Genomic DNA, 26192 nt, shown 5'->3' with positions numbered 1-26192 from the left:
CGCTTCTCGCTTAAAAGTGCCAATAGACAAAAACTGGGTTTTAATCTGATTTAACTCTAAGTTTTGCTTGAATCCAGCTCAAGATCATCTCAAAACAGGCTTTGCCTGATGCTTTTTTATTGTAATAATCGGAGGATGTGAAAAATGTATATATTTAAAACTTCTACTCGCTGTTTATTTAAAAAGATTGGAGTCCATTGATGGATTTACTCAAGATCACACAGACCCGCTATACCACTAAAGCCTATGATCCTAGCAAGAAAATCCCGGCAGAACAGTTTGAACGCTTATTAGAAATTTTGCGTCTGGGACCCTCTTCAATCAATATTCAGCCTTGGCATTTTTTTATTGCCGATCATGAGGCAGCCAAACAGCGCATTGCCAAAGCCTTGGTCGGTACTTATGCCTACAATGCACCCAAAGTTCTGGATTCATCCCATACCATTTTATTCTGCACCAAAGCCGATATTAATGAGTTGCATCTGGAAAACTTATTGAACCGCGATGATCTCAGTGGCCGATTTAAAGATGAATCCGCCAAGGAAGGTCAGAAAAACACCCGTGCAGGTTATATTCATTATTATCGTAATGAAAAAGGTGATATTCAGCGTTGGGCTGAAAACCAGACCTTTATTGCACTCGGTCAAATGCTCTTGGCTGCCGGAATTGAAGGTGTCGATGCCACACCAATTGGCGGCTTTGATGAAGAGATAATTAGTGAAGAATTACAACTCGCAGAACAGGGCTTGATCCCCTCTGTATTGCTGACTTTAGGCTATCGTAGTGAAAATGATTTCAATGCCAAACTGCCTAAATCACGTCTTGCCGCTGAAGATATTTTCACCAAACTGTAAGGAATTTGTGCTATAAAAGGGGGCAAGCGCCCCTTTCCATATCAATTCGGGCCTATTTTTTGCTTTATTTAATTTACCATCTAATAGAATAGAATAACAATAGAGGTCATCTATGTCGCTCCTTACATCCAAATCCCTGAAATTTGAATGCCATCATTGCGATAAAATTTATCTCCAGCACTATAAAGATCAGCAGCATCGTTATCCGCATTGTCCAGACTGCCAACAGGCCGGTTTATTGCTTGGACTGGCCGAAGCAGGCGACCTGCTCCGACATCCGATTGAATTTGCATCTTCTTATGTCAAACAGACATTGCATAAGCTAGGCAAATCACACTAGTCAAGCCTAGCAGCAACCCTACAGTACTTGCAGGTTTGAGCCGCTCTTTAAAGAATACCAGACCTGCTATCACACCAAATACCACCACCAGAATATTCATGCCGGCAAAGACGATCGCCGGTGAATCCTTGAGCAGCATATGGGCTTTGACATAGAAAGCAATATTGGCAAAATTCAGGATACCCAATAACAGACCAGCGCCGATATTCTGCATCGAGCCCAAGCTTTTATATTTGAGTAACAGATAGCCCATCGAAATGATCAGAGCGCAAACAAACATCAGATTCAGCGCCACCGCGAATTGCAGGCCAAGACTGGTTGTATATTTCAACAATACATCTATCAGTGCATAACCGACCCAGACCAAGCCCAGATATAACATTCCCTGACTGCCCTGTCCTGTACTTTGTCGATGTGAAAACAGGATGCACAGCACTGCGCCAATACCTAAAGCGATCCCGAGTATTTTCAGCTGATTAAACTGTTCCTGAAAAATGAAATAGGCTGCAGCCAGTGACAAAACTACAGAAAGTCGCTGGGCAATTTCGGTTTTTAAAATTCCAGCCGTTTGCAAAGCCTTGGCCAAAAACAGAAATACGCTCGGAAGCAAAATACCCAGAGCCAGAATAAGCAACCAAGGCGTCTGAGACATTGAAATATGCTGAATATCAGGCTTAAACCAGAAAAAACACAAGAGACTAGCTGTCATATAGTTCCAGCTAATCATGTGTATCGGACTCAAGCCCTTATTTTTGGCGACTTTTAATAATATTGAGACCGCAACGCTGCATAGCGCTGCTGCGAAAATCAGTTCCATATGCTGCTCTTATTCTTGATATTTATGAGTCTACAAAAAAGCCCACATTTGCAGTGGGCTTTTTTTATAAATGATTCACTGGGAATTATTTATAGTGTGACACCATTTTCTCTAAAGAGATTGGGCGAATCTTGTCTGCATTGCCTGCAGTACCAAAAGCTTCGTAACGATCGATACAGATTTGCTTCATTGCATCTACAGTTGCGCTGAAGAATTTACGTGGATCGAATTCGCTTGGTTTTTCTGCCATCATACGACGCATTGCACCGGTAGATGCTAAACGCAAGTCAGTATCGATGTTAATCTTGCGCACGCCGTGTTTGATCGCTTCAACCAGCTGTTCAACCGGAACACCGTAAGTTTCCTTGATGTCGCCGCCATACTGGTTAATCACTGCCAACCATTCTTGTGGCACAGAGCTTGAACCGTGCATGACAAGATGTGTGTTTGGAAGTGCTGCGTGAATTTCTTTAATGCGGTCAATCGCAAGAATATCACCTGTAGGTGGACGCGTGAACTTGTACGCACCGTGTGAAGTACCTACTGCAATTGCAAGCGCATCAACATTGGTATCAGCAACGAAGCTACGCGCTTCTTCAACTGAAGTCAGGAGTTGAGAATGATCCAGTACGCCTTCTGCGCCTACGCCATCTTCTTCACCCGCCATACCTGTTTCAAGGCTACCCAAACAACCGATTTCACCTTCAACAGATACGCCACACGCATGTGCCATTTGAACTGTACGGCGAGTCACATCAACGTTATATTCATATGAAGTTGGTGTTTTACCGTCTTCACCCAGTGAACCGTCCATCATTACTGATGAAAAGCCTAACTGGATTGAACGTTGACAAATGTCAGGGCTGGTACCGTGGTCTTGATGCATTACCACTGGAATATGTGGCCATTCTTCAATTGCAGCCAAAATCAGGTGACGCAAGAACGGAGCGCCTGCATATTTACGCGCACCCGCAGATGCTTGTACGATAACAGGTGAATTGGTTGCATCTGCTGCAAGCATAATTGCACGCATTTGTTCTAAGTTGTTTACGTTAAATGCTGGTACGCCGTAAGCATGTTCGCCGGCGTGATCCAAGAGCTGGCGCAATGAAATAAGAGCCATAATATCCTCCCAGTGAATGCCACATATTCTACATGTTCAAAGGTTTCAATTCAGCAACAAATAACACTATTTAAAAAAAATCCCTGCATTTGCAGGGATTTTGTGTCACATTAACCGGATTAAGGTGCTACAGGCTCTGAAGTCGCAGCAACTGACTCGTCTGCAGTCGCTTCGTCGGCTGGCGCATTGGCAACTTCAGCTGGAATATCGGTATTTTTTTCATCTAAAATTGGCTGGTCAATGGCATCAATGGCAGCTTGCTGTTCTGGAGTTACAGCCTGATCTGCCACGGCTGCCGAGCTTTCTGCTTCAGCTTCTGGTGCACTTTCCTGTTTTGCACACGCAGTCAATGCCAGAGATGCTGCTAATAATACTGCCGTAGTTAACTGTTTTTTCATCACGTATTCTCGTCATTTGGTGATTTAATGACTGCATCTTATGACAGATTTATTGCATTTTAATGACGAAGCCATGAAGGGTAAGTTTTCACTGTCAAAAAAATGACATAAAAAAAAGCTGGCACTTGGCCAGCTTTTTAGCTTAGGACATGCCATTAAGCACGTTCTAACAATACCGCAACTGCAGGAAGGGTTTTACCTTCAACGAATTCAAGGAATGCACCGCCACCCGTCGAGATATAACCAATTTTGTCAGCCACTTCATATTTATCAATCGCAGCAAGTGTATCCCCACCGCCCGCAATCGAAAAACCTTCCGATTCAGCAATTGCTAAAGATAAAGTTTTAGTCCCTTCACCGAATTGATCTACTTCAAATACGCCGACCGGGCCATTCCAAAGAATGGTTTTAGAGGTTTTCAGGATTTCTGCAAATGCTTTCGCAGTTTCTGGACCTACATCTAGGATCATGTCGTTGTCAGCAACATCTGCAACGTTTTTCACCGTCGCTTTCGCAGCAGCCAATGAACCCAAGAAATCTTCAAAGTTAATTTCAGAGGCATCTGTAACGACTACGTCAGTTGGAAGTGGAACTGATACTTTTGCAGCAATGGCTTTTGCTGTATCGATTAGATCCTTTTCACACAGTGATTTGCCCACGTTATAGCCTGCCGCAGCAAGGAAAGTGTTGGCAATACCGCCACCAACGATCAATTGATCACAGATATCAGAAAGTGAGGTCAAAACGTCAAGTTTGGTTGAAACTTTAGAACCTGCAACAATCGCCACCATTGGTTTTTCTGGAGTTTTCAGTGCACGGCCAAGCGCATCCAGTTCAGCTGCCAATAAAGGACCTGCTGCTGCAACTTTCGCTAAACGCGCTACACCTTCAGTAGATGCTTCTGCACGGTGTGCTGTACCAAAGGCATCCATCACGAATACATCACACAATGCTGCATATTTTGCTGCAAGTTCAGGATTGTTTTTCTTCTCGCCGACGTTAAAACGGCAATTTTCCAGTAGAACTACCTGACCTGGCTGAACATCAACGCCATCTAAATAGTCAGTAAACAGTTTCACTTCTTGGCCCAAAGCTTCAGTCAAGTAAGCCGCTACAGGAGCAAGTGACTGTTCAGCTTTAGGCTCACCTTCAACCGGACGACCCAGATGAGAATACACCATGACTGCAGCGCCTTTTTCTAGTGCTGCTTTAATCGTTGGCAATGCTGCACGAAGACGCGCATCGCTGGTGATCACACCATTTTTAACAGGAACGTTTAAATCTTCACGGATCAGAACACGTTTACCTGCTAAATCGAGGTCAGTCATACGCTGAAAGTTCATGTAGAGCTCACTTTATAGATATTAAAACCAGGCGATTTTAAATGATTATGCAGAAAAAGGTTAGCATCTTTTGCAGAAAACATTATGAATGCCAAAGTTTTGTTATGATAGAAAAAAGCCTCTTTTAGATTCAGTCCCTATGTCGATACATCCTGATCCAAATCTTAACCGTTTGAACGTGTTAGGTGAGCCTTTGTCCAGCTGTTGCTTCGATCCGATTACCGGATATTTCCGCAATGGCTTTTGCCATACTGCGACCACCGATCTGGGCCAGCATACGGTTTGCGCGCAAATGACCTCAGAATTTCTGAATTTTTCTCAAAAAGTCGGTAATGACCTGATTACGCCTTTGCCCGAACTGGATTTCCCGGGCCTGCAACCTGGCGATTTCTGGTGTATCTGCGTAACGCGCTGGGTCGAAGCCTATGAAGCGGGTCAAGCTCCACCGATCAAGCTACAAGCCTGTCACAAAGCTGTTCTGGCGTATGTACCGTTAAATATTCTTGAGGAATATGCTGTCTAATGAATTCTGCACAGATTATCTTGGCATCGTCCAGTCAAACCCGCAAAGCGCTGATGGATCGTCTGCATATTGATTATATTTCCATGGTACCGGATATTGATGAATCTCCTCGCGGGGAAAATCACGCAGATGATCTGGCACAACGACTGGCTTTCGAGAAAGCCAGATATATTGCCGAACAGAATCCAGAAGCGATTGTGATTGGTTCAGATCAGGTGGCATGGCGTGAAGGTGCACCGGATATTTTTATCGGTAAACCATTAACGACTGAAAAAGCTATTCGCCAGCTACAAGCCAACTCGGACAAGATTGTCTATTTTAGTACTGCGCTCAGTGTGCAGCAGCTATCGACCGGTTTTGAACAAAGTCTGCTTGAACACTATAAAGTCAAGTTCCGCAAACTGTCTCAGGTCGAAATCGAGCGTTATGTCGAAATTGAACAACCTTTGCATTGTGCAGGCAGTTTCAAATGTGAAAGCCTCGGTATCAGCTTGTTTGAAGAAATGATCGGACAAGATCAGACCACGCTGATGGGCATGCCAATGATCAAGCTCTGTCATATTCTTCGTGAATTAAAAATTTTGGTTCCTTAATCTCTCCCTTTAAATTCAGGCTTTACTCTATGTCTCAACCTTTAGACGTACTAGGCGGTATTACCGCTGAACAATTCCTTAGCGAATACTGGCAAAAGAAACCTTTACTGGTGCGTAATGCAATGCCTGAAATCGCCAGTTTGCTTGAACCCAATGATGTGATGGAACTTGCGCTTGAAGAACATGTCACTGCCCGTCTCATCAAGCAGAAAGATCGTGATCCGAATCAATGGAGCGTGAAATCTTCACCTTTGCTCAAAGCAGATTTCCAGAAAATGCCCAAGCTCTGGACGCTTTTGGTTCAGGCTGTAGATCACTATTCATTTGACCTGTCGGCACTTTGGAAAAAATTCCCATTTATTCCACAATGGCGTCGCGATGACATCATGGTGTCTTATGCACCGCAAGGCGGTTCAGTCGGCAAGCATTTCGATTTCTATGATGTGTTTCTGGTACAAGGCTATGGCCATCGTCGCTGGCAGCTTGGGCAAATGTGTGATACCGAAACTCCATTTGTTCCGGGTCAACCGCTTAAATTATTGCCTGAAATAGAAGTGAACTTTGATGAAGTGCTGGCACCTGGCGACTTGCTCTATGTGCCGCCTGGTCTGGCTCATTACGGCGTGGCTGAAGATGACTGCCTGACTTATTCATTCGGTTTCCGCATGCCAAATATCAGTGACATGATGGATCGTGTCGGGGATAAATTCTCTGAAAATGAAACGCTGCGTAACCCATTGCTGGATATCATCCGTGATCAAGTCGGTGCTATCGGTGAAGTGAGCAGCAATGAGCTGGAATATCTGAAAGAACACATCATGCAGCAACTGCATAATTCCAATGTTCTCGAAGATGCCATCATGAGCTTGATGTCCGAACCTAAATATCCTGAAAACCTGCCTGAAGCAGAAGAAATCGGTACAGGTGATCTGGAAGAAGCACTCGATCAGGGCTATAGCCTGATGCTCGAACCTGCGTCACGCCTGCTTTATACTGAAACGGACGGCGACGTTCTGTTCTGGGCAAATGGTGAGGGTGTGTGCATCTCTGAGACATTTACCGCAAAACTCAAACAGCTTGCAGATGGTGAAGCGCTGTTATTCGGTGAAGACTTCGCTGATGAAGAAATTCTGGAAGATGTTGCTGCATTATTAAATGAAGCCTTGTTAATGCTGGTTCCACCTGCTGACGACGAGTAAGCTTTCCAAGGCTCTATTTAAGCAATAATTTTAAGAGGATCACATGATCCTCTTTTATTTTCAGAGTCTAAAATTCTAGCCACTTAAGGCTGATAAAGTTCCAGTACCACCCGAATCAGCGTATTTCCTTGTTCAGATTCAATCTGGAACAATCCTCCCATGCGCTCAACCCGCATTTTCATGCTGCGCATTCCAATACTCAGACCATTTTTTTGCACCATGTCAGCATCGAAACCGATGCCATTATCCTGAATACTCAGGGTAAGCTGATGTGGCTGGGAATATTCCAGACTGACTTTTACCTGACTGGCCTGACTATGCTTAATGATATTGGTCAGACTTTCTTCGACTACTCGGATCAAGGTCAAACACTGTAATGCCGTCGGTTCACGCTGCCAGACTTTTGGAAATGACCATTCAACTACAATCCCCATTTCTTCCATCAGCTGGGTAAAACGATAACGTACCGGTGCGATCCAGAGTACCGGCGTTTGTGGGACTTTATTTTCAATAGATGAACCACTGTCAATGATTTGTCTGAGATCATCTCTGAGCAGTTTCAGCATGGAAAGAAACTGCTGTTTAGAAACTGTTTCGCTACTTTGATCCACCAGAATCATGGAACGGACAATAGACCCTCCCAACCCGTCATGCAGTTCATGTGACAGATTAATCCGCTCTTGCAGACGAACATTGGTCAGCTCCAATTGATGTTTATCGCTCAGGCTTTTATTCAGGTCAGCACTGACCTGCTGGACTTTACGTTCTAACTGGGTATTAAATTTTTCGATTTTCCTGACATTACGATTCAGGCGTGTGCCCATAATCAGCACGACAAACAAGGTAATAATTGGTGAGGTATAGGGAGATAAAGGTGAAAACTCATTGACCGTGGTTTGGTTCAACATGATCAGGTCAATGACTACACACAGCAGAATCCCCCAAAGACACAACGTCAGGAAGAGATATTCTCCATTTCGGGTTTTGATGGCCTGATAGCTGATATACACAGTACAACTGACAAAGAGCAATACATAGAAGATAAACACTCCACCCAATACCTGCTCCAGATAATCCAAGGGACTGATCATAACCAGTAAGCTAGACAGAACGCTGACCAGAATAAATCCTCGCTCCAACTGCTTAAATTTCTGTTTTACAAAGCGGATCAGATACAGACAGAAGCAATGGATATAGGCAACAAAAAAAAGCATGTTGGCTTTACTTGCCGAAATCGTGGAGCGAAATGGAAAGTTTTCTGTCGTGAGCACATTGGAAATAAACAAAATCCATAACAGTGAACTGAGTGCCAACCAGCCAAAAGTGGTTTCTGAACGCCGGAATAACCAGATAATGAAACAGATCAGCCCAATCGTGGCCGAGAAAATCATATTGATCTGAAATACAGTACGGCGATCCCAGATTTTGCCTAGATACTGCTGGCTATTCACCAGTACATTATTAAATTGAATATTGCCCAGGCCCGCGCTTTGGAAACTGTAGCCATTTACGTAAATCAGGATTTCATTACTGTCTTTACGCAAACCGCTAATCGGGAAAACCCAGTAACGCGGCATATTCCAGCTTTTTGACAAGGGCTCTTGCAAGTTCCGGTCAGACCAAAGCAAGTCACCATTCAGGAACACGGCACCTGCCGAATTAATATAATCAATAGAAAAGGCAACCGGTTCTGCAAGGCGGATGTTGTCCTGACATGACCAACGCCAGACGATCTTGTACCAAGCACCCCCATGATAACTCTTCCAGTTGTTCTGCCAGTTATCCGGCAAACGTACGCTTTGCCAGCCCGATTTCGGCATCTCGGTAGGATCCTGAGCCTGAACCTTCTGAATATAGTCGATCTTCACCTGACAAAGATCATTAATCTGAAAATGGCTTTGTGCCTGACTCATCCTACAGAACAGACAGAGCCAGATGCACAGGACAAAAACGCCCATCCATTTCAGTCGCTGCTGCTTGCTACTTCTGGAACAGCCAGATGACATTACAGAATTCCCAAGTACCGTGCGGTACTGACTGCCTTAGTACGTTTACTGACCGAAAGTTTCCGGTAAATATGCTTGATATGACTTTCGACGGTATAGCGCGACACATAGAGCTGCTCGGCAATTTCACGATTACTCAGACCTTGCGCAACCAAGGACAGGATTTCCTGCTCACGCTGTGTCAGCATTTCCTGATCCGCAGCTGACCTGTTTTGCTCTATTGTTGCTGAAATGGTGGGAATAGAAATCTGTTTTAAAATTTCACGAGCAACAAAGGGATCAATCGGTGCACCGCCACGCAAAATACTGCGAATAGCCAAGGCGACTTCCACATCATCGCGCTCTTTAAGCACATAACCGGTCGCACCAGCCTGAATTGCGCTAAACAGACTATCCTGTGTACTCCAGGCAGACACCACTAGAATCAGCGCTTGTGCGTCCTGTTCGCGGATTTTTTCAATAATTGAAATGCCACTTCCATCCGGTAAACCCAAATCTACTAAGGCCAGTGCAATCGGCTGTTGCTGCAAAACGGCATATGCTTCTTTCACCGTATTGGCAAATAACAGAACGTCATCCTGATAACCTAGATTGCTTAATATGATTTTTAAACGGCGCTGGATGACATATTCATCTTCAACGATTAATACTGGTACTGGCAAGACTGCCTCCGATGCTGTCATAAGTACGCCCCTTATATTTATTTTTATATATCCCCTTTAAGATTAAAATATAAACAAAATCACACTAAAAATCATGATTTATTTATTTTTTATTATCTGAAGTTTTAAGCAGCGAGAAACGCTTACGCCCGTTTTCCATATCATAGACATAAAAAATGCCATCTGTTTAGCAGATGGCAGTTCAAGATAGAAAATCTTTTGAAGTTATACGAGCTGTCTACTTTAAGCAGTACCGTATTGCTGTTTTAAATATTTCACAATCTCAGCCGATTCAAACATTTTGGTATCTGTATTTGGATCGACCAGATAGGGAAGCTGAATATTATTTCCCATCATTTCAAACAAATGTTCACGCTTACCGCCTGGTAGTGGTTCATATTTTCCCGGTTTTAAACGCAATTTGGCCGGTCCATAATCTTGCCAGCGCTCTTTAGCGACATTATGAAAAACAAACGGCACTTCCAGTTCACTCAAAACGGCGCGTACAATTCGGGTATAAGGACTGGCCTCAAAGCCCCATAATTCTAATAACAGTTCAGGTGTTGGCCGATCCTTAATCTTGGGATTCACCATTCCGCCGCGTAAACCATTGAGGACGGTTCCCGCAATTGCAGCCACTGGAATTTTAGGATAGTGAGCATATTTCTTGGGAGTTTTGCCAGTTTTGCCATAATGCTTGAACAGATGATCGATAATATCCTGAGACTCATAGAGTCGATCACCGGTATTTTCATCAACTAAAAAAGGAAATTGCAGTTTTCCACCCAATTGCTGCACCTCAGGACGGAAATGAGTACCCCCTCGTGGACATGGATAAACTTCATAATCCAGATTTAGCAAGGTCATGACTTCACGCACCCGACGACAAAATGGTGAACCCTCGTATTCATAGAGCTTCAAGGCTTTTTCAGGCTGATTTGGAAACGGTGTACCCACCATCCCACGTCCACCTTCAGCGATTGAAGAGGCCAAAGCTTGTACAACTTTAATTTGATGACTCAACATAGTATTTTCCTATTTTTGTTTTATATGAATGAAAGACAGAATCTAGGCATCCTGTCTTTCAGGGTACAGATAAGTTTTGTTGTTATTCTTTCATGCAGAAATGCAGATTCCGGCCGATTAAGCCACTAATGCTGTTTTAGACACCACAATACCATTATTGTCTGCATAGACATACTCGCCTGCATTAAACGTGACACCACCAAAACAGAGAGAGATATCAACTTCACCCACACCCTTGCGGTTGCTCTTTTGCGGAATAGCCGCCAATGCATGCACACCAAGATCAAGTTCAGCAATCGCATCGACATCACGAACGCAACCATAAATAATTACGCCATTCCAGTGATTTTTTACCGCTGATTCTGCAATCAGGTCACCCATCAAGGCACAGCGCATGGATGCACCGCCATCTACGACCAGGACCTTGCCTGTTCCATCTGTGGCCAACAACTCTTTCACCCGCGAGTTATCTTCAAAACATTTTACTGTCACAATCTGACCGCCAAAGGTTTTGCGCGCCCCATAACTCTTAAAAAATTTACCGTCCAGGCAAGGTGTCACCACCTGAAGCTCTAATTCTGGATGATCATCTAACAAGTCACAGGTAACAAATGCTGCTGTAGACACGGTGTTTTCCCCTCATTTCATTTTTTGTATGCGTAAATTATCATAAATTTCAAATTTTACCGTCTGAGTTAGCGCGGCCTCGACCATAGTATGAGCCACCTGCTCGGCTGTCACTGGCTTATACGCAAAACTATCCGGAATAAAACGCGATACTTTGTGGTAAACCTGCTGCGCGATATCTTCCAAAAAACGCTGCTCTGGACGTTCACCAATGAGCAATGAAGGTCGAATCAGGCTGATTCTGTCCAGAGTCAATGTTTGTACATATTCTTCCAGCTCACCTTTGACCCGATTATAGTAAAAATGCGATTGGGAATCGGCACCCATTGCACTCAGCAACAGGTAATGCGCTGAAGTTTGTTGTAACAGCTCTGCAAAGTGAGCATTTATGGTATAGTCAATACTATAAAATGCCTGTTTGGATCCGGCCTTTTTCATGGTGCTGCCCAGGCAGCTAAAACCATGGCTATGCTTACTAACATCCTGATCATTCAACATCAGGAAATCTTCCAGTACCAGTTGTTGAACTTTATCCAAAGCATCCAGATCATTTTGATGTTTTCTGACCACTGCAGTAATCTGCTGGCAAGTCGGCTCATCTTGCAAACGTTTTATCAGTTGTTTTCCCACCAAGCCGGTGGCACCTATCACGATGGGATGAGTCAGTGATTTAGTCATTTTTTATACGATCTCCTAGGTGGAATACTAATCTAACGTTTTCTTTAGAATTTTTCTGCATCTAAAATGTTGTCAAAGCATGTCAAGACTTGACTTCGGTGCTTAGTTTAATCAAAATATGGCACTTGTTTACGGGCTGGTGATAATTCCTCTGATGTTGGTTTTCAGTTGAGTTTCAGCCCGCCCAGACCAATCTATTTCAAGGAGTGCACGAGTGGCAAACTCTGCTCAAGCTAAAAAACGTGCTCGTCAAAACGTTAAAGCACGCAAACACAACGCAAGCTTGCGTTCTATGGTTCGTACCTATCTTAAACGTACATTAGCTGCTATCAGCACTAATGACTATGCAGTTGCTACTGAAGCGTACAAATCGCTTGTTCCAGTAATCGACCGTATGGCTGACAAAGGCATCATCCATAAAAACAAAGCAGCTCGTCATAAGAGCCGCTTGAACGCGCAAGTTAAAGCACTAGCTTCTAACTAATCGCAAATGAAAAAAGCCCTTTTTAGGGCTTTTTTTGTGTCTGGAATTTGAAGAAACTAAAAAATATAATGACTCATTCAGAAAAATAATTTGTTTAGACAGCACTCATCCAGTCAATGCGATACTGTGAGATAAAAACCTGAATCTCCCTCTCTTTTAGATTATTGATCTTTATCCATAGAAGATGGCGAAGTGGTTTTATCCTGTTTCGTATTGTCAGTGTCCCGCTTTTGACATGCGGTTAAACCCAAAATCGCGATCAGGCTAAAAATTGTGATAACTTTCATAATTTTCCTCAAGATGAATATTTCTATATTTATTAAGCATAGATAATTTTTATACTTACATTATTGAATTTTCACCCTATAAATGTAAAAAGGTGCAGTTTAAAATTTATTTTTATCGTTTTAGACTGACTTTTATTGAATGGTCAATATGAAAGGCCACACCATCTTCATAATTCCTAACTCCCCAATAAAAAACTCAACTGCTGCGAACAATTGAGTTTTGAAAGAATATTTTCATTTAAGAAAGTTGGGAACGTTTAAAATCAGCAATATCCAGTTCATGTACCTGACCGCGCCAGATCCATTTCAGCTTAGATTCCAAGAATACATCACCCTCAAACCAGACAAACAGACCTTCCATCATTTTCGGCCAGTCTTCCCGACTGACGTCCTGACGCCCAGACATCACTGCAATCATGGCTGCGAGAATAGTATCGTGGCTGACAGCCAAACTCAGCCCATATTTATTTTGCGGATGGGTGTTGTAAATCAGTTCCAGTACATCCACCACGCCATGAATCGGCTGTTTCATCCCCGGCAAGGCATTATTGACAAAACTGTTAATGAAACCGAGCGCACCCTGCTTGGCGAAATAAGGTCCAGCTTTTTGAATATCCAGTACAAAGCTACCAGGCTCCACCAGAAGTCCCTGTTCAATAATTTCAATACGATGGGTATTCTGCTCAGGGGTAACCGCATCTGCCCCTTCAATCATCAATGCAGCGGTATCAATACAACGCTGAATCGGACTCGAAATACAGTGATGAATCACGCGATCGGTTTGATCAGCCAGATAAGCCCCCCACTCTTGCGCCAGATCCCGCCCCTGATTGGTCAGTTGCAGATCATAGCCTGCCAAACCTTGACCCGGAACCTCCTCACGAATCGAATGCCGTGTGAATAAGGTGACAGGCGTTTGTACATCAGGCAATAAATCAATTGCACTCAACATACTCGGTGGAAGCAGTTTCAGGGACACGTTACAGCCAACTCTGGATTGGTAATAGGTTAAGCACCACTATAACACGCTCAGAATTTTGCTCAATGCTCGGCCTGCATGTCAGACACTGCCTGCAATGCAATAATTTTCATATCATTATTTTTATAAGCAATGAATCCACCGTTCAGCAAGGTATCCCGATGATTATAAATAAATGGACGACCTTCTAAATCAACCAGACCACCACCAATCCGTTCGAGCATACATTGACCAGCGCTGGTATCCCATTCCGAGGTCGGATGAAAACGTGGATAGATGTCTACCTGATCTTCCAGCATCATGCAAAATTTATAAGCGCTGCCCGCTTTAAATTCGGTGTAGTCAGTGAGCTTAGCCAGACTTTGCAAATACTCGGTATATTTCGGTTTCTGCTGGCTACTTTGGCTCAATCCCACAGCAATCATTTTAGTAGTTTCAAGCATTTCATAAGCAAACCATGTCATCTTTTGGATATCATATTTATAAGGCAAGCCCTGCTCAGGACAGAAATAAATCAGTTGCTGCTCCGGAACCGCCAATATGGCAAAAGTGGTCAAACTGCCTCTGACCAGACTCAAATTAATGGTAAATTCGGGGCGCTGGTGCAGAAATTCCTTGGTACCATCTAGCGGATCCAGTAACCAGAATTCTGACCATGAGCGGCGTTCATGTTCCTGTCCTTCTTCAGACAGTAAAGGCAAGCTGGAAATCTCTGCCAAAGCCTGGGTCAGATAAGTATTGACCCGAAAATCTGCCTGAGTCACCGGAGAATTATCATTTTTTTTGATGACATCAAAAGCCGCACCAGAACAATAACGCTGATATTCTTCTCGCAAAATTTCACAGGCTTGTGTCAAAATGGGCACAAACTGCAAAATCATTGGATCTTGTGGTGCTGCTGTTGCTTTAAACATAGAAAACCTAAATATGTCAAAATGCTCTGAAAAACCTACCATAATTTTCGATATGGATGGCACTTTACTTGATCTTGCCTACGACGATTTCATCTGGAACGAGTTATTGCCTGTGCGTTATGCTGCCACACATGGCTGTAGCCTGGAACACAGCCAGGCGACACTCTATGCATTCTATCAGGAACATAATCATACCTTAAACTGGTACTCTTCACGCTTCTGGACGGCTAAAGTCGAAGTCGATGTTCTGGCGATGCAAATTGAACATAAAGATAAAGTCGCCTTGCGCCCTCATTGTCTTGAATTACTCGATTATCTTAAAAATAATGGCTATCCAATCTGGCTGGCCACCAATGCTGACTGCGCAGGTCTAGCCTTTAAACTGGATCACTTGAATTTAAGAGATTATTTCGATGTCATCGTCAGCTCAGAAACGATTGGGCATGCCAAAGAATTTGTCGAATTCTGGCAAGGCCTGAATTCACTGCATCCATTTGATCCTGCACATGCTTATTTTATTGATGATACTGAAAAAGTCCTGAATGGGGCCCAAACCTATGGCATTCAGAACCTGTTCAGCATCCAGCAACCCTCTTCAGCCAAAGTAGCACGCCAGACTTGTAATTACCCGATGCTGCACCAATTAACAGATTTAATCACTCATTTAAATCAGGCTGAGGTAGAAAAAAAATATGCGTAAATCGTCTTTACCCGAAGATGCGGTAGGCATGCGTATAGACAAATGGCTGTGGGCAGCACGGTTTTTTAAAACCCGCTCGATTGCCAAACATGCGATTGAAGGTGGCAAAGTCCATCACAATGGTGAACGTGTCAAGGTATCGCGCGAAGTCCGTGTTGGTATGGAACTGACGATTCAGCAAGGCATCGACAAAAAAACCGTGCTGGTTAAGGAACTTTCTGATGTTCGTGGCCCTGCACCCGTGGCACAAAAACTGTATGAAGAAACCGAAGTCAGTATTGCGCGCCGGGAATTGATTACGTCACAAAGAAAGTTGCATAATCTAGCTCGTCCCGACCATCGTCCAAGCAAGAAAGATCGTCGTGACATCAGTAGATTTAAAAATGAAAATAGTCAGAATTTCGATCAGTCATGGTCCTATAATGACGATTAAATTTAAGCGTCAGAATATGTCGTACATGCGCTGACTTTTATAGAACACTAGGGAAAATTCTGTCACTATACACCTGTGGAACAAAGCTCTAATTTAAGACATCCACTTGAGTACTAACTTAGTGACATCGTATTGAGGTTGTAAGATGGATGAGAATAAAAACAAGGCGCTCAACGCTGCCTTAAGCCAGATTGAAAAACAGTTTGGTAAAAATACAGTTATGCGTCTTGGTGACAATACCGTTCAGGCAGTTGAAGCTGTGTCTACAGGTTCTTTAACGCTGGATATCGCGCTCGGTATTGGTGGTTTACCTAAAGGTCGTATCGTCGAAATCTATGGTCCGGAATCTTCAGGTAAAACCACAATGACCCTGCAAGCAATTGCAGAGTGTCAGAAAGCAGGCGGTACATGTGCATTCATCGATGCGGAACACGCACTTGATCCTCAATATGCACGCAAACTGGGCGTAGATATCGACAACTTACTGGTATCGCAACCTGACCACGGTGAACAGGCACTTGAAATCGCCGATATGCTGGTGCGTTCTGGCGCGATCGACATGATCGTTGTCGATTCCGTGGCTGCATTGACACCACGTGCCGAAATTGAAGGCGAAATGGGTGACTCGCATATGGGTCTGCAAGCCCGTTTGATGAGCCAGGCACTGCGTAAAATTACTGGTAATGCCAAACGCTCAAACTGTATGGTGATCTTCATTAACCAGATTCGTATGAAGATTGGTGTGATGTTTGGTAGCCCGGAAACCACAACTGGTGGTAACGCACTGAAATTCTATGCATCTGTTCGCTTAGATATCCGTCGCATCGGTCAAGTGAAAGAAGGCGACGAGATTGTGGGTTCTGAAACCAAAGTCAAAGTCGTGAAAAACAAAATGGCGCCTCCGTTTAAAGAAGCTTTATTCCAGATTCTTTATGGCAAAGGTGTTAACCATTTAGGTGAATTGATCGACCTTGCTGTACAGCAAGAAATCGTGCAGAAAGCTGGTGCGTGGTATTCTTATCAAGGCGATAAAATTGGCCAAGGTAAGAACAACACCATCCGTTATCTGGAAGAGCATAAAGAAATGGCTCAGACGATTGAAAAACTGATTCGCGACCAGCTTCTGACTAAAGCAGTGGTTGTTGAAGAAGACGATAGCAAGGAAGAACCTGACTTTTTAGATGCATGATCTTATTAGACGCATCATCTGTAAACGTCAATACACAGCGCCCTCCGGGGCGTTTTGTTATTATATAGGGAATCTAAAATCCGAGAGAATCATGTCAGACGTGAAATTCAGCAAACTGCTCGATTATGAAACTTTAAAACAGCAATTTGGTGATGCTGAAGATCAAGCTCAACCTGCAAAAACTGCGATCCAAGACGCTCCTGAATTTGATCCCGAAGAGCGTTTATTTTCCTCTACCCCAACTCAGGATGAGAAAAAACCGGGACTGACAGGCTCACGCTTACGTTCTTATGCCTTTGCCGTACTGACGCGCAAGGAATATTCCAAAGCCGAACTGATCGAGAAACTAGCCCTCTATGCAGAGCATCGTGATGAAGTTATTAACCTGGTTGAAGAACTGTCCCGTGAGAACTATCAAAGTGATCAGCGCGTGGCGGAAACCATGTTGTCGAGTCAAAAGCGTAAAGGTAAAGGTCCCAATCAAATTAAAATGAAACTCAAGAGCAAAAAGATTGATGCTGCCCTGATTTCAGAAGAACTCAAGGAAACTGATTGGGTGCAGCAAGCCTATGAACTAAAAGTCAAAAAATATGGGACTGAAGTTACTAAAGACCCCAAGCTCAAAGCCAAACAGATCCGTTTTTTAATGTATCGTGGTTTTGAAATGGATGCGATTATCAAGGCGATTAACCGTAAAGCAGAAGACTAAGTCTTATATTCTTTGAAAGCCTTAATACACGTATAAACATATTGGATATTTAATTCAATATTAGCTGCAAAATAAAATAAAGCACGGCAAAAGATAATGATGATTTAATCATTAAAATAATAAGATAGTGCTATTTGACGACATTGAAAAAGGAATAATATTTGAGAATAGAAAACTGCGAATTTGCATTGTTATTATAATAATAAGAATATGGTGGCAACCCTACCAGCAAAGCTCCGGCACATCATAGTTCTATTACCGTTGCTACCTTCCGGTCCTGGCGGGGTTCATAGAGTACAATTGCGAAGTAACCAGCAGGGCTACCATTACAAAAACAGAGTATAGAGATTTTTAATCAAGTTGCAAGCCTTGTTCCGCAAAATAATCCCTCAAGCTATCCGTTTGATTATTTTAAAAACAATATTGATATTTCTGCTGATTTTTAAGGGATCTTCACAATCAATCCATCAACACTCAGATTCACATGATCTTTGTAAAACCTTGTTGCATTTTCTAAAAATGCCGTTTTTAATGTGTGCAATGTATATGAATGATCTACTTTGAAAAGATGAGCAGCGGATCCGCATCTCACAAAGAATTATGGAAATTTTATGATGTTTAAAAAGACCGTATTGTGTGCAGTGACAGCACTCTTTACCACGCCTCTATTTGCCAATATTCCGATTGAATCGCGTGGCTTGAGTCAAGCTACGAATCAAACCACAGTAAATACCCCAGCAGCAATTGCGGCTGGTGCAACTCCAGCAGTTCAAACCAATACCAGCTGGCAAATCATGCAAAAGAACCAGCAGCTCGAGAATGACCTGCGGATTTTGCGCGGTAAAATGGAAGAACAGGAAAATGAGATTGAACGGCTCAAGAATGAACTGACCAATCGTTATGCCGATCTTGATCAGCGCCTTGAACTATTGCAACAAAAAATTGAACCTGCTGAGGACAATCCAACGGAGGAAAACCCACAGGATACTGCACCCAGCCTAAACACAAATAAGGTCAATACAGCAAGCAGCGGACAGCAACCTGCTGATCTTGAAAAAGCAGCTTATACCGTGGCTTTAGATGCTTATAAAAATGGCGGTGCAGCCAAAGCCATTGCACCGATGCAAAACTTTATTAAAAACAATCCGAATAGCGTTTATATCAGCAATGCTTATTTCTGGTTAGCGGAATTCAATCTGGCGATTGACCCACCAAAATTTGATGAAGCGAAACGCAATTATCTGATTGTCGTTGACCGCTATCCAAATTCTGCGAAAGCCTCCACTGCCCTGTATCAGCTTTATAACATCAGCAAAGATGTCGAAAAGAATACTACGCTTGCATCGCAATACAAAACAAAGCTACTGAAGAATTATCCGAAAGCTGAGGAAATAAAATTTCTTAAGTAAAATAGAAATTTCCAAAATAAAAAAGACACCTTAAATAAGGTGTCTTTTTTATTATCTTAAACTTTTAGCGCACAATACCGCGCTTCGACTGTTCAAGAGAATCAATGAGACGCTGTACTTCAGTCACTTCCGGCAAAATTCCTGTACGGATCTGCTCGATTGCTTCCTGAGTCGTTAAACCTGATTTATAAATCAGTTTAAAGGCATCACGTAAACCGCTGATTACGGTCTTCGACCAGCCTTTACGACGCATGCCTTCAATATTCATGGCAAATGCATGCGCAGGATTACCCGACACCATTACATAGGCCGGTACATCTTTCAGAATCAGTGATGCCCCACCAATCATGCTATAAGAATCAATCTTACAGAACTGATGAATGCCCGAGTTTCCGCCAATGACGACATAATCCCCGACATGCACATGTCCAGCCACACCGACATTATTGGCAAAGATATTATAATCTCCAACCATACAGTCATGTGCAATATGAGTATTGACCATGAGCAGGTTATGACTACCGATCTTAGTCAGGCTCTGGTCCTGAACCGTACCACGATGCAGACTGCAATGCTCACGAATCTTGTTGTGATCACCAATCTCAAGCCAGGTTTCTTCACCGGCATACTTAAGATCCTGACACACCTCGCCTACACTGGCGAACTGGAAAATTTCATTATATTCACCTATACGCGTATAGCCACCCACCACTACGTGTGAATGAAGTTTGCTACCCGCACCAATAGTGACATTTGGCCCGATAATACAATATGGGCCAATTTCTACATCAGCAGCAATGACTGCTGACGGGTCAATAATGGCAGTTGGATGAATAAGGGGATTATTGCTCATGCCTGCTCGACTTTTTGATGCGAAACCATAATTTCCGCGGTTGTTGCGACGACGCCATCTACAGTGGCAATACAATTATATTTGTAAATGCCCCGCTTTTGCATCACTAATTCAGATTTTAAAACCAATTGGTCACCTGCAACCACCTGTTTTTTAAATCTAACTTTTTCCGCACCGGCAAACAGAAACAAAGAACCCTCACTTGGCACTTCGTTATTCATCACAAAACCCAGAATTCCAGAGATTTGTGCCAGCGCTTCAACAATCAGTACACCTGGCATAATTGGATAATTCGGAAAATGGCCCTGTAAAAACTCTTCATTAATTGAGACGTTTTTATAACCAACAATGCCATTATCGGTAATTTCGACAACGCGATCAACCAATAAAAATGGATAGCGATGGGGCAAATATTCACGAATCTTTTGAATATTCATTGGCAATTCAGGCTTCGTGAATGTAGGCAAATTCGACTCTGTCATCATAATTATTTACGCAACTTAAATGTTGATTCAATGGACTCAATCTGAGATTGCATATGATCTAGTCGTTTGATCACCTGGGTCAATGGCACATCTGCTAATTGTCTGAGGCGAACCACGGTACGTTTCCATTTCTGGTTTTCAAACAGACCAATCCCGGATGAATATTTTCCAGCTTCAGAAATATTATTTGTCACCATTGACATTCCGGTCAACGTCACATTATCGGCAATATTCAAGTGTCCAGAAATCGCGGAAGCACCACCAATGATACAGTTTTTGCCAATCGAGGTACTTCCTGCTACCGCAGTTTTTGCAGCAATGGCGGTATGTGCACCAATTTTAACGTTATGCGCGATTTGCACAAGATTATCAATGATAACACCCTGTTGCAAAATCGTATCATCCAGCGCACCACGGTCTACGCTACAATTTGACCCAATACGCACATCATCCTCAATGCGTACAGAACCTAATTGCGCAATACGGTGCCATTTACCCTGATAAGGTGCAAAACCAAACCCTTCGCTGCCAATCACGCTATTGGCATGAATACGTACCCGATTACCAATTTTTGCTGCGCCGGTGAGGGTCACATGTGAGTCAATAAAACAGTCCTGACCGATCTCGACCTCATCATCGATCTGCACATGCGCCTGAACAATCGTATTCGCACCCACGACACAATGCTCACCAATCACCACATAATGACCAATATAAGCATCGTCCGCAATCACTGCCGACGGGTGAATTTGAGCAGTACTCTCAATGCCGCGCTGGCGATGTTTTTTCTCAAAGACATGCGTCAGAATAGCGAAAGCCAGATAGGGATTTGCCACAACAATAAAGTTTTGATGTGAAGTTATCTGTTGTTTTAGTTCAGCCGTGACAATTAAAGCACCTGCCTGACTTTGATTGGCCTGCTCTACATATTTATCGACATTCACAAATGCCAGATCGTGTGAAGTTGCCTGTTCAAGACTGGCCAAAGCGCTCAAACGTAAATCTGTCTGACCTATGCACTCGCCCTGAACCAGGCGAGCGAGATCAGCTAACTGAAGCTGTTGATGATTCATTGATTATTTAATTGCATTAACCTTTTGAATCATTTTATCAGTTAAATCATATTTAGCATCATAAGCAAGCGCTGAATTTTTATTTAAAACCACATCCAGGTTGTTTTCTCTACGCAATTGTTCAGCAATTTGCTTTACCCGTGCATCAAATACAATTCGGATCTGCTGAATCGAGCTTTGGACATTCGTCTGTACAGATTGCTGTAACTGATTCAATTCTTGCAACTTAGCCTGATATTGCGCAGACATTTTCTGTTTTTCAGTTTCACTGAGCTTGGTATTGGATTGAGCACGTTGCTGCAAAGCTTCCAGCTCTTTGCTGAGTTGCTCAATCTTGGTGGTTTGTGGCTGAATTTTTTGCTGAAATATCGTGTTTTGTTGTTTCAGATATGTACTACCTTCAACCACACGCTCCAAGTCAATTACCCCCATGCTAGCCGCTTGAGTCAAAGGAGCAACACTTGCCAAAGCCAGGCTCATTGCCATAATCATTTTTTTCATATTCTTACTCATTCAAAAAAATTTGCTCACAAAACCTAAAGGCTTTATGAGCAAAATTTAGTTTCTAGGTCAAAACGATTTTAGAAAGTACGTCCAATTTCGAACTGGATGTTTTTAGTATCATCACCGTCTTTTTTATTCAACGGATAAGCATAGCTAAGTGATAATGGTCCAATCATAGTGATCCAGGTGAAACCTGCACCCACGCTATAGCGCATATTATCTGCATCGAAACCGAAGTTATCTTTACAGTACTGCTTTCCATTTACTGAAGTGCCATTAACGAAAATATTTTCATTTGATACATCACATTGGGTATCAAACACTTGTGCACCTTCAGCAAAGATGACTGGACGAACCTGACGTGCCCAATCCCCTTTAAATGGTACTGGAAGCACTAATTCGGTACCAAATTGAATTAGTGCATTACCACCTACTTCCTCAGGAGAAGGATCCGTTTGACCTGTATCAGAGAAATATACACCTGGATATTTAGGACCTAATGTACTATTTTCATAACCACGAACCGAACCAAAACCACCTGCATAGAAATTCTTGTAGAATGGCAAGTCATTACCATAACCCAACTTACCATAACCGCGCAGGACAAAATCTTTGCCTAATGGGAAAAATGCCTGAGCGTCATAAGTGACTTTTTGATACTCGACATCACTACCTGGCAAGGCAATTTCAGCATTGACACGATGTGACATACCCGTTGTCGGGAACATCGGTCTATTTAAGGTATTATAAGACCAACCTAAATTAAGGTTATAAGTCAAAAAATCACCCTGGAATTCTTGACCATATGGAACTGGATTAGGGCAAGGCTGGTAACCAGTAACATTCCCAGCAGAATCTTTAATTGGAACTAATGCTTGAGGACAATACTCACCACTTTTTGTTTCTTTTCCGCCATTACGTTCCAAATAATCAGCAACATAAGTCGACACATATGGACCAGTGGTTACATCCGTCTGATCAACATTCAGACCCAAACTAACACTTTGGTTTTCATCAATTGGATAACCAAAGTTAATCCCACCACCAAAACTATCCGTTACATAGTTGTTGACGTTATAATCATCATCCAGCTTGGTTTTACGGTAATACATGTTATAGCCGCGACGCACACCATCAATGGTGAAGTACGGGTCCATCACGCTCAGGTTATAATAATCTTGCGTTTCAGAACGCGACAAATCGATTGAGACACTATTACCTGTACCCAGGAAGTTGGTCTGACTTAAACCTGCCTGGAAAGTTACACCACCGCTTTGCGAGAAACCAACTGCAAGAGTACTGGTCCCTGAATGCTGCTCTTCAACGGCAACATTCAAGTCCACCTGATCTGGTGCACCCGGAATACGTGCAGGTTTGATATCGACAGTTTTAAAGAACCCGGTACGCTCCAGACGGACCTTAGACAGGTCAATCTTTTCATTACTAGCAAGTGCACCTTCCATTTGGCGCATTTCACGACGTAGTACTTCATCTGCAGTTTTCGTATTACCAGTGAAATTAATACGTCGCACCGTGACTTGCTGACCCGGATTAATATAATAATTTAGATCAACCAGTTTGGTTTCGTTGTTAATTTGAGGAACAATATTGACTTCTGCATAGTAATAACCTGCATTACCATACTTACGCTGCAATAACTGCTTAACCGCGTTGACTTTTTCCTGCGAATAAATTTCGCCTTCTTTGAAAATTTGTAAAGCCTGTAATTCTTCAGTCTTATAAAGCGCGTCACCTAAATATTTGGTTTGACCAAATTTAAATTGCTCACCTTCATCCACAGATACTTCGATGAAGACATTCTTTTTATCTTCACTCAAGTTCAGACTGGAATTGGTAATATTAAAGTTGATGTAACCGCGATTCAGATACATGGCACGCAAAGCTTCAAGACTTGCCGCCATCTTTTCACGTGCATAACGGTCATTACGCGAAATGACTGAACTCCAGCCACTTTCTTTTACTGCAAAGGCCTGCTTGATATCAGATTCTTTAAATACGGTATTCCCGATAATATTTATATCAAAAACTTTGGCCGCTTTACCTTCAATAAAATCAATTAGCAATTCAACACGGTTATTTGGTCGAGGCGTAGTAGTGACCGTAATATCGGCATCATAACGACCTTGCTGCATGTATTGCTGTTCAAGTTCAGTTTCAATAGTTTGCAGCGCTGATTTTTTCAGAACTTCACCTTCAGCCAGACCCATTTTTTTCAGGCCTTCCTCAAGTGCTTCCTTAGGAATCAGCTTATTGCCTTTCAATTCGATTTTCGAAATAACCGGGCGTTCAACCACTTGGAAAACCAAGGTATTGCCCTGCTGAACGGCTTTAATGTCATCAAACAGGCCTGATGCATACATGCTACGAATTGCATTGGCAATGATTGGATCATTGACCCGATCACCACTGTTAATTGGCACTAGGCCATACACATTGTCAGGAGTTAAACGTACTAATCCATCAAATTTTATATCTTGTACAATGAATTCATCTGCTGCATATACTTGTTGTGCTACTGCCATTGCACTAACGAGTGCCAGAGGCATAAATAAATGTGTGTGCTGCATGCCAGTCTTTTCCGCTGTTAATTTATTCCATTTACGTTGTTATAAACGCATAAAATCATTAAATAATGCCAGAAGCATCATACTGCCGAGCAGTACCATACCAATTTTTAACCCAACCAATTGTATTTGTTCGGAAACAGGTTTACCACGAATTAATTCAACAAAATAGTAAACCAGATGTCCGCCATCAAGCATTGGAATAGGCAGTAGATTTAATATTCCTAAACTTACACTCATTAGCGCCATAAAGGAAATAAAAGTTTCCCAGCCCATTTCTGCGCTTTGTCCTGCCACTTTGGCAATAGTAATTGGACCTGATAAATTATCCAGGCCAATCAGACCACGTACCATTTTGACAATCGAGTTCAGAATCATCGAAGATAAATGTGCTGTTTTATCAAATGCCATTACCAGTGCTTCGCCTGGCGAGTAATGAATGGTCTGTTTATATTCTGCAGGAATGTTCAGTTTACCCGGATCACTTTGTACACCCAGCATACCGGTCACATTGCCCATATTGTCACGTTTGCCTTGTGGCATGACTTCTAGCTGAACCACCTGATTTGCACGTAGTACATCCATTTTCAGTAATTTTTCTGGAGATGCCTGTACCACCTGCACCACATCAAACCAGTCTTTCATCTGAACGCCGTCAATGGCCAGAATCTTGTCACCTTCTTTCAAACCTTGACGGATGGCTGCACCATCTTCACTCAATTTGCTGATCACTGCCGGAATTTCTGGCCGATAAGGCAAGAACCCCAGGCTTTCTAGCGGCGATTGACTTTGATCTTTTAAATAGTTTTGAATCGGCAACTGGAACAATTTGTTTTCACCAGCGCGATCTGCCTGAATAGAAACCACACCAGTTTCACCAACACGATCCACCAAGGCATAACTGAGCTTTTCCCAAGTTTCCACCTGAGTACCATCCACAGCTACAATTTTGTCACCCGGCTGCATTTGTACGGTGGCAGCAGGCGTATTTGGTAAAACTTTACCCACACGGGTATTGAGCTGTTCTTGTGCCGGTAAAAATAACACCCAGAATAGAAGAACTGCAAAAATCAAGTTGATCAATGGACCCGCTGCCACGATGGCAATCCGTTTCCACGGATGCTGACGATTGAAAGCTTTGGGTAAGTCTTCTTCAGCAACATTACCTTCACGTTCATCCAGCATCTTGACGTAGCCACCCAAAGGTAAGGCAGACAATTGATACTGAATTCCGGATTTTTTCGAGGTCCATTTTAATAATGTTGGCCCAAATCCAATGGAATAGACCAATACTTTAACGCCCAGTTTACGCGCCACAATATAGTGACCGAACTCGTGAATCGCAATTAAGGGACCGAGTAAGAGAATTGCTGCGGCAATCATAAACAAGGCATTCATA

Annotated in this window: 29 protein-coding genes and 1 other RNA gene; 11 read left to right on the top strand and 19 right to left on the bottom strand. The window is 42.8% G+C overall.

Annotated elements, in window-relative coordinates; genetic code table 11:
* The first annotated feature begins 200 nt into the window (after positions 1-200).
* A complete protein-coding gene (nfsB, locus tag MWG72_RS07205) occupies positions 201-854 on the top strand; it encodes an oxygen-insensitive NAD(P)H nitroreductase (RefSeq protein ID WP_247143562.1) in 654 nt (217 codons plus the stop codon).
* 112 nt (positions 855-966) lie between these two features.
* A complete protein-coding gene (locus tag MWG72_RS07200; protein ID WP_005171148.1) occupies positions 967-1194 on the top strand; it encodes a hypothetical protein in 228 nt (75 codons plus the stop codon).
* Here MWG72_RS07200 and MWG72_RS07195 read toward each other — a convergent pair.
* From MWG72_RS07195 to MWG72_RS07180, 4 genes are all read right to left on the bottom strand, one after another.
* Complete coding sequence (locus MWG72_RS07195) at positions 1157-2011, bottom strand: DMT family transporter (protein ID WP_195724805.1); 855 nt, start codon at positions 2009-2011, stop codon at positions 1157-1159. The two genes, MWG72_RS07200 and MWG72_RS07195, sit on opposite strands and share 38 nt — an antisense overlap.
* A gap of 85 nt (positions 2012-2096) precedes the next feature.
* Positions 2097-3134, bottom strand: coding sequence for a class II fructose-bisphosphate aldolase (fba, locus tag MWG72_RS07190; RefSeq protein ID WP_004279853.1), 1038 nt, complete (start codon positions 3132-3134; stop codon positions 2097-2099).
* Positions 3135-3253: 119 nt separating this feature from the next.
* Positions 3254-3532, bottom strand: a complete 279-nt coding sequence (locus MWG72_RS07185) for a hypothetical protein (protein ID WP_247143561.1) — start codon at positions 3530-3532, stop codon at positions 3254-3256.
* A gap of 155 nt (positions 3533-3687) precedes the next feature.
* Positions 3688-4875 (bottom strand): phosphoglycerate kinase, encoded by a 1188-nt coding sequence (locus MWG72_RS07180; RefSeq protein WP_071852145.1) that lies wholly within the window; start codon positions 4873-4875, stop codon positions 3688-3690.
* Between the two features lie 139 nt (positions 4876-5014).
* Between MWG72_RS07180 and MWG72_RS07175 the strand changes: the two genes are divergently transcribed.
* Genes MWG72_RS07175 through MWG72_RS07165 form a run of 3 tightly spaced genes read left to right on the top strand, consistent with a single transcriptional unit; the run spans position 5015 to position 7190 of the window.
* Positions 5015-5398, top strand: coding sequence for a DUF2237 family protein (locus tag MWG72_RS07175; protein WP_004279857.1), 384 nt, complete (start codon positions 5015-5017; stop codon positions 5396-5398).
* Positions 5398-5991, top strand: a complete 594-nt coding sequence (locus MWG72_RS07170) for a Maf family protein (RefSeq protein ID WP_247143560.1) — start codon at positions 5398-5400, stop codon at positions 5989-5991. The genes MWG72_RS07175 and MWG72_RS07170 overlap by 1 nt, the downstream gene beginning before the upstream one ends.
* 29 nt (positions 5992-6020) lie before the next feature.
* Complete coding sequence (locus MWG72_RS07165) at positions 6021-7190, top strand: ribosomal protein uL16 3-hydroxylase (protein ID WP_247143559.1); 1170 nt, start codon at positions 6021-6023, stop codon at positions 7188-7190.
* Between the two features lie 83 nt (positions 7191-7273).
* On the opposite strand, the gene MWG72_RS07160 is transcribed toward MWG72_RS07165, so the two are convergent.
* From MWG72_RS07160 to MWG72_RS07140, 5 genes are all read right to left on the bottom strand, one after another.
* Entirely contained in the window at positions 7274-9196 is a 1923-nt protein-coding gene (locus MWG72_RS07160; protein WP_247143558.1) for a sensor histidine kinase, read from the bottom strand.
* The gene (locus MWG72_RS07155; RefSeq protein ID WP_247143557.1) at positions 9196-9879 is read right to left on the bottom strand and encodes a response regulator; all 684 of its coding nucleotides are present in this window, start codon (positions 9877-9879) and stop codon (positions 9196-9198) included. Before MWG72_RS07155 ends, MWG72_RS07160 begins: the two co-directional genes overlap by 1 nt.
* Before the next feature lie 222 nt (positions 9880-10101).
* Positions 10102-10884: a glutathione S-transferase N-terminal domain-containing protein gene (locus MWG72_RS07150; protein WP_004646733.1), complete on the bottom strand. Its 783-nt coding sequence runs from the start codon at positions 10882-10884 to the stop codon at positions 10102-10104.
* A 117-nt stretch (positions 10885-11001) separates the two neighbouring features.
* Entirely contained in the window at positions 11002-11511 is a 510-nt protein-coding gene (rraA, locus tag MWG72_RS07145; protein WP_004279866.1) for a ribonuclease E activity regulator RraA, read from the bottom strand.
* Positions 11512-11523: 12 nt separating this feature from the next.
* Positions 11524-12189 carry an NAD(P)H-binding protein gene (locus MWG72_RS07140; RefSeq protein ID WP_184413600.1) on the bottom strand — a complete coding sequence of 222 codons (666 nt, stop codon included), beginning with the start codon at positions 12187-12189 and terminating at the stop codon, positions 11524-11526.
* A 214-nt stretch (positions 12190-12403) separates the two neighbouring features.
* Here MWG72_RS07140 and rpsT point away from each other — a divergent pair, with 214 nt between their 5' ends.
* Positions 12404-12673 carry a 30S ribosomal protein S20 gene (gene rpsT / locus MWG72_RS07135; RefSeq protein ID WP_004279868.1) on the top strand — a complete coding sequence of 90 codons (270 nt, stop codon included), beginning with the start codon at positions 12404-12406 and terminating at the stop codon, positions 12671-12673.
* 161 nt (positions 12674-12834) lie between these two features.
* Here the strand turns inward: rpsT and MWG72_RS15525 are convergent, their stop codons facing one another.
* The 3 genes from MWG72_RS15525 to MWG72_RS07125 all read right to left on the bottom strand — a co-directional run bounded on the left by MWG72_RS15525 (position 12835) and on the right by MWG72_RS07125 (position 14853).
* Positions 12835-12960, bottom strand: coding sequence for a hypothetical protein (locus tag MWG72_RS15525; RefSeq protein ID WP_004646731.1), 126 nt, complete (start codon positions 12958-12960; stop codon positions 12835-12837).
* Positions 12961-13198: 238 nt separating this feature from the next.
* Positions 13199-13939, bottom strand: coding sequence for a histidine phosphatase family protein (locus MWG72_RS07130; protein WP_004279869.1), 741 nt, complete (start codon positions 13937-13939; stop codon positions 13199-13201).
* A 62-nt stretch (positions 13940-14001) separates the two neighbouring features.
* Positions 14002-14853 carry a 3'(2'),5'-bisphosphate nucleotidase CysQ family protein gene (locus MWG72_RS07125; RefSeq protein ID WP_005246616.1) on the bottom strand — a complete coding sequence of 284 codons (852 nt, stop codon included), beginning with the start codon at positions 14851-14853 and terminating at the stop codon, positions 14002-14004.
* Positions 14854-14866: 13 nt separating this feature from the next.
* Here MWG72_RS07125 and MWG72_RS07120 point away from each other — a divergent pair, with 13 nt between their 5' ends.
* The 4 genes from MWG72_RS07120 to MWG72_RS07105 all read left to right on the top strand — a co-directional run bounded on the left by MWG72_RS07120 (position 14867) and on the right by MWG72_RS07105 (position 17884).
* Complete coding sequence (locus MWG72_RS07120) at positions 14867-15553, top strand: HAD-IA family hydrolase (protein WP_035335127.1); 687 nt, start codon at positions 14867-14869, stop codon at positions 15551-15553.
* On the top strand, positions 15546-15986 hold the full coding sequence (locus tag MWG72_RS07115; protein ID WP_004646726.1) for an RNA-binding S4 domain-containing protein: 441 nt from the start codon (positions 15546-15548) through the stop codon (positions 15984-15986). Before MWG72_RS07120 ends, MWG72_RS07115 begins: the two co-directional genes overlap by 8 nt.
* Before the next feature lie 145 nt (positions 15987-16131).
* Complete coding sequence (gene recA / locus MWG72_RS07110; protein WP_004279873.1) at positions 16132-17175, top strand: recombinase RecA; 1044 nt, start codon at positions 16132-16134, stop codon at positions 17173-17175.
* A 91-nt stretch (positions 17176-17266) separates the two neighbouring features.
* The gene (locus MWG72_RS07105; RefSeq protein ID WP_247143556.1) at positions 17267-17884 is read left to right on the top strand and encodes a regulatory protein RecX; all 618 of its coding nucleotides are present in this window, start codon (positions 17267-17269) and stop codon (positions 17882-17884) included.
* Between the two features lie 220 nt (positions 17885-18104).
* Here MWG72_RS07105 and ffs read toward each other — a convergent pair.
* Positions 18105-18201, bottom strand: an RNA gene (gene ffs / locus MWG72_RS07100) — signal recognition particle sRNA small type.
* Positions 18202-18495: 294 nt separating this feature from the next.
* On the opposite strand from ffs, the gene MWG72_RS07095 reads away from it, so the two are divergent.
* The gene (locus MWG72_RS07095; RefSeq protein WP_247143554.1) at positions 18496-19293 is read left to right on the top strand and encodes a tol-pal system YbgF family protein; all 798 of its coding nucleotides are present in this window, start codon (positions 18496-18498) and stop codon (positions 19291-19293) included.
* Between the two features lie 64 nt (positions 19294-19357).
* Here the strand turns inward: MWG72_RS07095 and lpxA are convergent, their stop codons facing one another.
* The 6 genes from lpxA to rseP form a co-directional block, all read right to left on the bottom strand.
* Positions 19358-20146, bottom strand: a complete 789-nt coding sequence (gene lpxA / locus MWG72_RS07090; protein ID WP_247143552.1) for an acyl-ACP--UDP-N-acetylglucosamine O-acyltransferase — start codon at positions 20144-20146, stop codon at positions 19358-19360.
* Positions 20143-20628: a 3-hydroxyacyl-ACP dehydratase FabZ gene (gene fabZ / locus MWG72_RS07085; protein ID WP_026055766.1), complete on the bottom strand. Its 486-nt coding sequence runs from the start codon at positions 20626-20628 to the stop codon at positions 20143-20145. The genes lpxA and fabZ overlap by 4 nt, the downstream gene beginning before the upstream one ends.
* A gap of 5 nt (positions 20629-20633) precedes the next feature.
* Positions 20634-21704 (bottom strand): UDP-3-O-(3-hydroxymyristoyl)glucosamine N-acyltransferase, encoded by a 1071-nt coding sequence (lpxD, locus tag MWG72_RS07080; protein ID WP_247143550.1) that lies wholly within the window; start codon positions 21702-21704, stop codon positions 20634-20636.
* 3 nt (positions 21705-21707) lie between these two features.
* The gene (locus tag MWG72_RS07075) at positions 21708-22205 is read right to left on the bottom strand and encodes an OmpH/Skp family outer membrane protein (RefSeq protein ID WP_219309551.1); all 498 of its coding nucleotides are present in this window, start codon (positions 22203-22205) and stop codon (positions 21708-21710) included.
* An 80-nt stretch (positions 22206-22285) separates the two neighbouring features.
* Positions 22286-24796, bottom strand: coding sequence for an outer membrane protein assembly factor BamA (gene bamA / locus MWG72_RS07070; protein ID WP_247143548.1), 2511 nt, complete (start codon positions 24794-24796; stop codon positions 22286-22288).
* Between the two features lie 39 nt (positions 24797-24835).
* Positions 24836-26191 (bottom strand): RIP metalloprotease RseP, encoded by a 1356-nt coding sequence (gene rseP / locus MWG72_RS07065; protein WP_247143547.1) that lies wholly within the window; start codon positions 26189-26191, stop codon positions 24836-24838.
* Position 26192 lies beyond the last annotated feature (1 nt).

Source organism: Acinetobacter lwoffii (genome assembly GCF_022967985.1).
Taxonomy (GTDB): Bacteria; Pseudomonadota; Gammaproteobacteria; order Pseudomonadales; family Moraxellaceae; genus Acinetobacter.
The sequence above is the reverse complement of the archived record's forward strand: the minus strand, read 5'-3'. Positions and strand labels throughout refer to the sequence as shown.